We start from the raw sequence: 1,610 nt of genomic DNA, 5'->3' as shown, positions 1-1,610 counted from the left end.
GGGTGCGATCCGCGTAGTGCGCCCATGATTTGGCCAGATTGGTATTTATGAAAAGAGGCTTCCCCCTGCAAAATGTTGGTTACCACACTAACACCGCAGGAAAGGAAGCCTCATGGATGTCAAAGTTAACGCTGGAAGCCTCGTTTCGGCAATCGCAGATTCTGGAATTCAGGTGGCCGTGGACAAAATCGTCGACGAGTTTCGGCAACAAGCTTTCTCGCTGGTCCGATCGTTTGCTGCTGAGCAACCGACACCCGAACAGACTCATGGCCTTGAAAACCGGCTTCATCAGCAACTCCTTGAGGCTGGCCGAAGGTTGATCGAATGGCTCTTTTCGCATCTTGAGCCCGCGATCGATCGCATGCCCGGAACCGTTTCGTTTCGTGATCGGTCTCATCGGCGTTTGCCTGACAAAACGCTTCGGCCAGATATTGTGACACGGTTCGGCAAGATTTCGCTCGAGCGAGCGCGGTATCGACGCGGGCGAGCCGGCAAGGTGATCTTCCCGATGGAAATCCTGCTGGGTATTGAAAATGGGTTTACTCCGGCCGCGGCTGACCGAATCGGCAAACAATTCGCGACCTGCGGAAGTTCGCAGGGGCGGACGCTGGAAATGATCAACGATCAAATGAAAACCAAGATTGGTACTGAGAAACTTCGCAAACTCGTCGGCACGCTCGCCAACAGCATGGAATCGCATCGCGAGGAGGCTCAGGTTGAGGAACTGATGAAGCTGATCGGCAAGGCCCGCAAGCAGAGGAAAACGCCGATATTGTCGGTCAGTCGTGACGGCGTCGCACTGGGCCTCGCGCCGTGGAGCTGTTTCGAGATGGCAAGTGTCGCATGCGTGAGCGTTTTGGCCAACGGCAAGAAACTCGGCACGGTGTACTTGGGCTGTGTCCCCGAGACAAATCAAGCCACTCTTTCGAATCGACTCACCAGTCTGCTCAAGGCAACCGTTCGTGACTGTGGTGGTCGGGTTCCAGAGATCGTGTACGTCAGCGACGCGGGCAAGATCGAAACGGCTTACTGGAGGAATACATTGCAGGCATTCTTCGTCGATGGGCGGCGGATCAAAGTCACCCGTGTGGTCGACTACTACCATGCCGCTGAGCGTCTGACGGTGATCGCCGACGCATTGAACTTTGGCGGGGACTCTGCAAAACGGGGCAAGTGGCTTGAACATGCGAGGTGGTTGCTTCTGCAGCCCGGTGGCCACGGACGCATGCTGCGCAGTATCGCGAAGATGCGTCAACTGTATCGCTACACGGCATCAGCGACCGAGGAGGCGGAGAAGGCCGAGCGGTACCTTCGTCGTTATGGTCGCTTCATGAACTACGCGTCCATGAAATCGCGTGGTTGCCCAATTGGCAGCGGCGTGGTGGAATCAGCTTGCAAGCAGATCGTCAGTGAACGGATGAAACTATCTGGGATGCGTTGGAACAAGGAAGGCGGTCAGCGAACGATGACGCTACGCTGCATCTTGCTAAGCGGAATCTGGGACACGGTTTATAGGAAATGGCTTACAGGAAAACCGACCGTCAGCGACCTTATCAAAACCGAAGACGCGTGATTGGCGGGCTACGCCGCGCATCACGCGGATCGCACCC

General features: G+C 56.1%; 1 protein-coding gene. It reads left to right on the top strand.

Annotation, left to right across the window (positions count from 1 at the left end; all coding sequences use genetic code 11):
• Positions 1 to 361: 361 nt before the first annotated feature.
• A complete protein-coding gene (locus H1B37_RS32770) occupies positions 362 to 1,573 on the top strand; it encodes a hypothetical protein (RefSeq protein WP_182871478.1) in 1,212 nt (403 codons plus the stop codon).
• Positions 1,574 to 1,610 lie beyond the last annotated feature (37 nt).

The sequence above is a fragment of the Stieleria mannarensis genome (genome assembly GCF_014154935.1).
In the GTDB taxonomy this organism is placed as follows: domain Bacteria; phylum Planctomycetota; class Planctomycetia; order Pirellulales; family Pirellulaceae; genus Stieleria; species Stieleria mannarensis.
This window is presented reverse-complemented; position numbering and strand designations above follow the sequence as displayed.